A 6,835-nucleotide genomic window follows, 5' to 3' on the forward strand; every position below is an offset into this window, starting at 1 on the left:
ACATGTCCATGGTTCCTACCCATTTCACCTCTTAAAACTGTCCGAAGTATTGTTGTCTCATGAATATATTTTTGGGGGAACTTTGTATTTAGTGCTGAATAGTTACGTTTTCTGATCGGTAAAATAATGCAGCTTGCTGTGTTCTCCATATATTTGTCCTTTGATGATTTGGAGCATATTCCACTGTCAATGATTACCGTTGTTGCCTATTTAGGTTTGGCATTTGGGTTGAGGTTACAATCCAGGATTGATGGTGACCGATATCGTTCTCTTATCCGTTACTCATTGTCAGCTTTCATGTGTGTGCTGATTTATCAGGGAATGTCTAATTTATTATTCCTCGGCGAAGAAGTTCAATATTAATGCCTTTGTGATCAGGGGTTTTCTTATTGAGTTGGCCTTATAAAATGCCTGTCAATACTTTATTTGTTGTGAGGGTTTATCAGACAGCTAGTTGAATGTCACCACAGAAAGCCTTTATCAACAATCTACTGGTTATTCAGGTTAAGGTTTTAGAGTTCTGGTCTTTCGAATCTCTTCCGATTCCATACCTAGTGACTCAAGAAATTTTTGATGCTGTTCCGGTTCCATTTGTTCAAATTTGTGGTGCCAGGCGAACATTGAAGCCTGGTCAAATCCAGCTGCTTCCATTATTGCGATCCATCGATTTTTAGTCATCATTTGTCCGTCTAACAGGCTGGGTTCCTGCAAGAGCGCGACAATGGCTTTTTGTTGCTCTTTGAGTTTGTGTATTTCGCCCTCAAGCTGGTAGAAATGATCTTTCAAAATACTCGATTGGGAGGAGTTTTTATGTCTATCCAGTAACCCTTTGATATTGTCGAGTGACAATCCATAGGACCGGTAGGCTACTATGGCTTCCAGTTTTCTTATCTCCTCATCGCCGTACCAGCGATAGCCATTCTCTGAGCGTTGTGTTGGAGAGAGTATCCCTGTGCGCTCGTAGTAGAGAATGGTTGCCCTGGAGACATGGCAGCGTCTGGCCAGTTCGGTGACAGTCAACATACAGGCTCCAGCTTATGCGCTAACTTGGCGGATTTCTCTATGATCAACCCTGAACCTATAGTCGGGTCAAGCTTTGGGTGCGATATCCACGCAGGGCTATCGGAAGTGTAAAGTCCGTTTTATTCGCGCTCTATGGCAATTGGACCAATCGGGTCGATATTCTCGTCGACCGGGAGGTTATTTCGCATTCGGGCCGTTCGAGCCTCCAGACATTATTTCCTGTTTGACTCGTCTATAGGTTTAGGGTGCAAGGTCACTGGCTTTCCTACTGAGCTGGAGATACTTATTGACATGGGCCTTTTAAATCGAAATATTAAGAAATCATTGTTCTGGCTTTTGGATTACCACCCGGAGGTCGAGGAAAATTCATCTGAGTTGATGAGGCGCTGTATAGAGCATACGGTGTTATCTGAGGCCATGGGATTCGATGCAGTCTGGTGTGCTGAGCATCACTTTCAGCATTTGGGTCATATTCCCAACCCAGCTGTTTTGCTGTCCGCTCTGTCTCAGGTGACTGAGAATATTCGCCTGGGTTCCGGGGTTTCAATCCTGCCGTTGCGACATCCTGTTCAGGTGGCTGAGGACTATGCCATGGTGGATCTCCTGTCGGCTGGGCGCCTGAATATGGGCGTGGGTACAGGCGGGCAGTTGCTTGAATCCCAGGGGATGGGGTGTGATTTCGGGGGCCGCGAAGAGCGATTTGAGCAGTCTCTGGATGAATTATTTCTGCGCTGGGGTAAGGCGGCTGCAGGCACTTCCGGTGTGGAGTCTCTGAATATCTGCCCAGTGCAAGCACCCAGGCCGCCAGTTTATATTGCCAGTAATAATCCAGAGAGGATTTATAACATTGGTAAGGCCGGTCATGGTCTGATTACAATTGTGGCACCCTCGACGGAGAGTATTGATGATATTGCTTTGCGAGTAGGCCAGCATCAGCGGGGGTTGCTCGATGGGGGGGTCGACAGCCACCATGCAGAGGCCGTGGTTACTGTTTTTACTCAGGTGGGGGAAAACGAGGCTGAAGTCAGGGAATCTGTTCTCGTAGCGCTCGCGCGCATCCTGTCTTATCTTTCAGGAACCCATATCTCGGATGCCACTGGAATATTTAATGCGATGCGCGATCGCGGCACCGGTCTTTTTGGCACTGAGAAAGAGGTTGATAGGATGGTGGCCCGCTATCGTGACGCTGGCGTGCAACATTTGGCTTTTATAAATCGCTTTGGTGGCTTGGATTGGGGCAGGGCGCTGGCCAGTCTCAAATTATTGGGGGCTGGTAGCCGGATTTAATCGTTTGCAAGGGCGGTTGAAAGTCGCCCTTTTCCAGCTCAGGTTTTACTACCCTGCTGGAGCTTCGCCAGATATGCGGCCGAGCTACTAGCACAGAATATTAGTTTAAAGCAGCGATTCTGTGGTGTAGCTTTGTTGTTGTAGGCTAATCATCCTTTCAAAGGGCTTAAGCAGCCTAAAAAAATCACTGTTTTTTTCGAGCAGTACCATTGCCTTGGCGATACTTTCTATGGTCGACAAACCATCGGCTATTGAGGTTTTACGAATGCTATACCGGGATTCAAGGCCGCCATTGAAATTAACCCGGGGGAGCTTTTGCAGCGGGGGATTCAGGTGAAGAATTTTTTTGGATTTTTTCCAGGTGGCATCGATCACGATCAGCTGCTGAATATTCGGTGGCTGGTTGCTCTCGCTGGAGAGGCCGCTGTTGAATTCGATACTGTCGGGTAGCCATTCCAGCGAGGGGTAGAGCAGGGCTGAGGGAATGTTGAGCAGGCTATTCAGCTGATCGCCGGCGAGGGTTTCCGCGGTCATCATCTCACTGTTGTTCAGGCACAGGTGTGCCATACGTCCAGTATTGAACGGGTGCTTCACTTCTTGAGGGTGCTGTATGATCACCACCTTCAGGGAGTTGGCCAGGTTCACCAGTGAGCTGCAATAGCAAACGTTGGGTGGGCGCAGGCAGGTATTACAGGTTTCTCTGGGCATTTTTTCTACAGGGTGCAGGCAAGTATATGGCAAAGGCGCAGCCTTCTTATGCTGTTCAATGGCTGGCGGATATAGAGATTCCGCTGGCGAACAAATTCTATCGTATGCACGGTTTTCGTGGCAAAGCCAAGCGGTATGAAGACTGTGCGGTAGTGCGTAGTGAGTGGGGTCAAGTGGTCGCTTGCGGTTATCTGAGAAGGTATCAAGCCTTTAAGTTATTGGCGGGGGTGGCGGTGGCTCCGGAGCACCAAGGGTTGGGAGTGGCACGGCAGTTACTGACAGTGCTGGTCGAGCGCTTTGATCGGGATACCTATACGTTTCCCTATATTCACTTGGCACCTTTCTACTTATCGCTGGGGTATGAGCGGGTGACTGCCGATGCGTTGGCTGAGCCTGTCGGAGACTTGTACCGTAGTTATTTGAACCAGGGACGCGATATTTTGGCGATGGTGTACCGCTGCTAGATCTGTCGGATATCTATTTCACAGAGTCCCTTTGGCACAATGTGGCTTAGCTGCTTGTTTATTTCTATGAAGTTGGAAGTTCTTCCTTTTTCTAAATATTGGCAGCCAGTGGGGCACCCATCGTCCTGAAGGTGCCCCGATCTATTTAGAAGGTGTCGATTTCCCAGATTGAGTATCCATAGGCAGTGCTGCGCTCTGTGCAGTCAACCTTCAGGTAGCGGTAGTTTCCCTCTACGCTGATCAGGTCCTTGCGATCACCGGCACTCATGCCCGAGAAGGATTGGATGTTGGTCCATTGGGCGCCGTCGGTACTGGCCAGCAGGCTGTAGGTGGCGGCATTGGCCGCTTCCCAGTCGATGCTGACCGTGCCGATGGCTTGCTGTGCGCCCAAGTCATAGGTGAGGCTGACATTGTCCAGGCCATGCACACTTTCCCAGCGGGTGCTGCTGTCGCCATCAATGGCCAGGTCGGCACTCTGCAATTCAGAAGTTGCGGAAATATTGGAGTCTTGTCCGCTGCCGCCGGTCAGGTTCAGTTCCCAAATGGAGTAACCATAAACCGTGCTGCGCTTGGTAAAGTACAGGCGCACATAGCGGTAGTCGCCACTCAGTGCGTATTCGTCAGTTCGCTCACCCGCATTTCCGCCGTTGAAGCTGGCCAGTGTGGTCCAGCTGGTAGAGTTGTTGCTGCCTTGCACCGTGTAGGCTGCGGCATTGGCGGCCTCCCAGTCGATGGAGAGGGTATTGAGGGCCTCTGCTTTTCCCAGATCCAGCAAAATCCAGGCTGAGTCGCCGCCATGTGCACTTTCCCAGCGAGTGCTGCGGTTACCGTCGATAGCATTGTCGATGGATTGGATTTCATTGCTGGTAGTGACCGTGGCTTGGGCGATCAGATCCCGGCTGCCTGTATCGCTGCCGTCGTCAGAGCCATCATCGCTGCCGCTACCTCCAGAAAAATAGATATCGTCAATTTCAATATCACTGATTTCTCCATCTACGCCCAGCAGTTCGAATAGCTGGATAACATTAGACATGTCCACTTCGTCACTAAAGTCAGTGACCGGTATGGAAACTTGGTGCCACTGGCCGTCACGGGCGAAGTCGTAGGGGTCGACACCATTGGTGAAGTCGATCCATTTCTGTTCAACATCGTCGATGCTGCCGCTTTTCATGCCGATTTTGAAGGCGGTTGTGGAGCTGGTTTTGAGGGCGAAATTGAGTGTGGCGGTATCGTTATCAAAAGCCGATAAGTCGTAATAAGAGTCGGGGCTAAAGGCCATGCCAAACCAGCCGGCTCCAGCGGAGGTATAGGCGAGGGATTCTGAACCCTCATAAGGCGATGAGGCGGTTTCAGCGAGGGTGTCACCCCAGATATACAGGTTACCGTCAGCTCCCAGTTCAAAGGTGGAGTCAGTATCGGTGGTTTCCGTATACAGGGAGAAACTCGTTGCAGGTGCCGTTTTAGCGCCACTTTCACTGAAGTAGATATCGTCAAGGGCGAGGGTAAAGTCTGCCGTTGGCGCATTGCCGCGCACCATCAGGGCTTGGTTGATGGTGTTAAAATCCAGTCCAAATTTGCTCAGTGGGATGCTCACTTGATGCCATTGGCCGTCGCGTTCAAGGCCAAAGCTGTTACCTTCAGTGCTCAGGTCTATCCAGGATTCCCCGCCGCTGGTGCTGGCGATGCCAATCCCGATGGACTCCTCGGTGGTGGTTTTCATAAGGAAATTTAGGTGACCGTTTTGATAATTCATCAAATTCAGGTCGTAGTGCATCCACACACCCATGCCGAACCATTCACCGGTAGCTACTGCGAATTCCAGTGCATCACCATCATCGAGGCTTGTTTGGCTTACCATATTGTTCCAAACGTAGAGTTCGGTGTCGGTGCCAAAGGTGAGGAGCTCAGAAATTTCATCACTATCGCCGTAAATGCCCAGGTTACCGCTTTTTGCGGTATCGGCAGCTACCGAGAGTTCAGTACTGTAGCTACTGTCATCGTTGTCATAGATGCGTACATAGTCAACGTACATCTTCGCCGGCATGGGGGCGGTAATTTCGCTGTTGTCATAGATCTGCGGGAAGATGCCACCGACGGCTAGATTGAGAATTAAAAAGTGCTGCTGCTGGAATTCATCGAAGGCGGGATCGTCGGTGCCGATGCTGACAATTTCATTAGCTTCGTCGTCCACCCACATAATGATGCTGTCGGGTGTCCAGGTCATACCAAAAGTATGGTAATCCTCGGTGAGATTGGTGCTGGAACCGAAGTCTTCAACGAGATTTTGGGACTGTGCGTAATCTGCTTGACCGGTGTAATCATCAGATTCATGCCACCAGTGAAAAGCACCGGAGATTTCAGAATTTACCACGCCGGCTTCCAATGCTTCGGCCATGCCCGCTTCGAGAATATCCAGTTCACCACAGGCTGGCCAACCCACTTGACCGTAATCACCCCCGAGCTGCCAAAAGGCTGGCCAGAGCCCTGCATCCATATCCGGTAGTTTGATACGGGCCTCAATAGTGCCGTATTTATAGGACAGGCGCCCGTGGGATTTCAGGCGCGCGGAACTAAAACTGCCATCCACATTTTTCAGGGCCTGGATAACCAGATTGCCGTCTTCTACGTAGGCGTTATCGCTGTCGTCGGTATAGTTTTGCAGCTCATTGTTACCCCAACCTGAATTACCGACATCGTAAGTCCAGACTGACGTGTCGATACTGTTGCCATCAAAAGTATCTTCCCAGGTGAGGGTTTTTGAGTTGGCTATTGAGGACACAAAGGTGCCTACAATAGCGGCGGCTATCGCTGATTTTTTAAGGGTCATAATTGTTGTTCTTTGTTAATTATTTATAAGTAATAATGATTTGACTGTGATCTTGTGGCACCTAAACTATTGCCTGAAAAAATAAAAGGTATTGGGTATCACATTATATATTGCTTAAATTCCCCTCAAAAAAACAGGCAATTGCCACGGGCAAAGCCTAGCAAAACGATTGTTCTACTGGAAAGTGAATCTAGGCCTTTCATCGCGGTTGTGGTCCTGCTTGCCGCATAAGGCAGGTAAACAATCCCCTGTAATTTTTTTACAAAAAAACAATGATTTTTTTCCTCTGTTTGTTTGTATAAATATTTTAATGTCTGTGAACACTTTGTTGAAGTTTGCCCCCTTTGCTTGGTCAAAAATCAGATTCCATATCTGACGGTATAAATTTGATGGTTGTATTTATTTTTTGTGAGATTGTTCAGAGGGGGGCTAAAGTTGACAATATTTTTGGTGATATACGCCAGCTTTTGATATTGCAATACTTCGGACAGTTTTAGGGGGCGAAATAGGTAGGAACCACGGCCAG

Annotated in this window: 5 protein-coding genes; 2 read left to right on the forward strand and 3 right to left on the reverse strand. The window is 49.2% G+C overall.

Annotated elements, in window-relative coordinates; genetic code table 11:
- Positions 1-504: 504 nt before the first annotated feature.
- Positions 505-1,023 (reverse strand): MerR family transcriptional regulator, encoded by a 519-nt coding sequence (locus tag MO867_RS19790; RefSeq protein ID WP_252472325.1) that lies wholly within the window; start codon positions 1,021-1,023, stop codon positions 505-507.
- Between the two features lie 291 nt (positions 1,024-1,314).
- On the opposite strand from MO867_RS19790, the gene MO867_RS19795 reads away from it, so the two are divergent.
- Positions 1,315-2,310 carry an LLM class flavin-dependent oxidoreductase gene (locus MO867_RS19795; protein WP_252472327.1) on the forward strand — a complete coding sequence of 332 codons (996 nt, stop codon included), beginning with the start codon at positions 1,315-1,317 and terminating at the stop codon, positions 2,308-2,310.
- Positions 2,311-2,415: 105 nt separating this feature from the next.
- Here MO867_RS19795 and MO867_RS19800 read toward each other — a convergent pair whose 3' ends face one another.
- On the reverse strand, positions 2,416-3,018 hold the full coding sequence (locus MO867_RS19800) for a tRNA-uridine aminocarboxypropyltransferase (protein WP_252472329.1): 603 nt from the start codon (positions 3,016-3,018) through the stop codon (positions 2,416-2,418).
- Between the two features lie 26 nt (positions 3,019-3,044).
- On the opposite strand from MO867_RS19800, the gene MO867_RS19805 reads away from it, so the two are divergent.
- Positions 3,045-3,482: a GNAT family N-acetyltransferase gene (locus tag MO867_RS19805; protein ID WP_252472331.1), complete on the forward strand. Its 438-nt coding sequence runs from the start codon at positions 3,045-3,047 to the stop codon at positions 3,480-3,482.
- 145 nt (positions 3,483-3,627) lie between these two features.
- Here MO867_RS19805 and MO867_RS19810 read toward each other — a convergent pair whose 3' ends face one another.
- Complete coding sequence (locus MO867_RS19810; RefSeq protein ID WP_252472333.1) at positions 3,628-6,309, reverse strand: discoidin domain-containing protein; 2,682 nt, start codon at positions 6,307-6,309, stop codon at positions 3,628-3,630.
- Positions 6,310-6,835: the final 526 nt, after the last annotated feature.

Origin of the sequence: Microbulbifer okhotskensis, assembly GCF_023895975.1 — a bacterium.
In the GTDB taxonomy this organism is placed as follows: domain Bacteria; phylum Pseudomonadota; class Gammaproteobacteria; order Pseudomonadales; family Cellvibrionaceae; genus Microbulbifer; species Microbulbifer okhotskensis.

Excerpts from the sequence above, each read along its gene's own strand:
- MO867_RS19790 (WP_252472325.1), bottom strand. The coding sequence starts at position 1,023 with ATGTTGACTGTCACCGAACTGGCCAGACGCTGCCATGTCTCCAGGGCA.
- MO867_RS19795 (WP_252472327.1), top strand. The coding sequence starts at position 1,315 with ATGGGCCTTTTAAATCGAAATATTAAGAAATCATTGTTCTGGCTTTTG.
- MO867_RS19800 (WP_252472329.1), bottom strand. The coding sequence starts at position 3,018 with ATGCCCAGAGAAACCTGTAATACCTGCCTGCGCCCACCCAACGTTTGC.
- MO867_RS19805 (WP_252472331.1), top strand. The coding sequence starts at position 3,045 with ATGGCAAAGGCGCAGCCTTCTTATGCTGTTCAATGGCTGGCGGATATA.
- MO867_RS19810 (WP_252472333.1), bottom strand. The coding sequence starts at position 6,309 with ATGACCCTTAAAAAATCAGCGATAGCCGCCGCTATTGTAGGCACCTTT.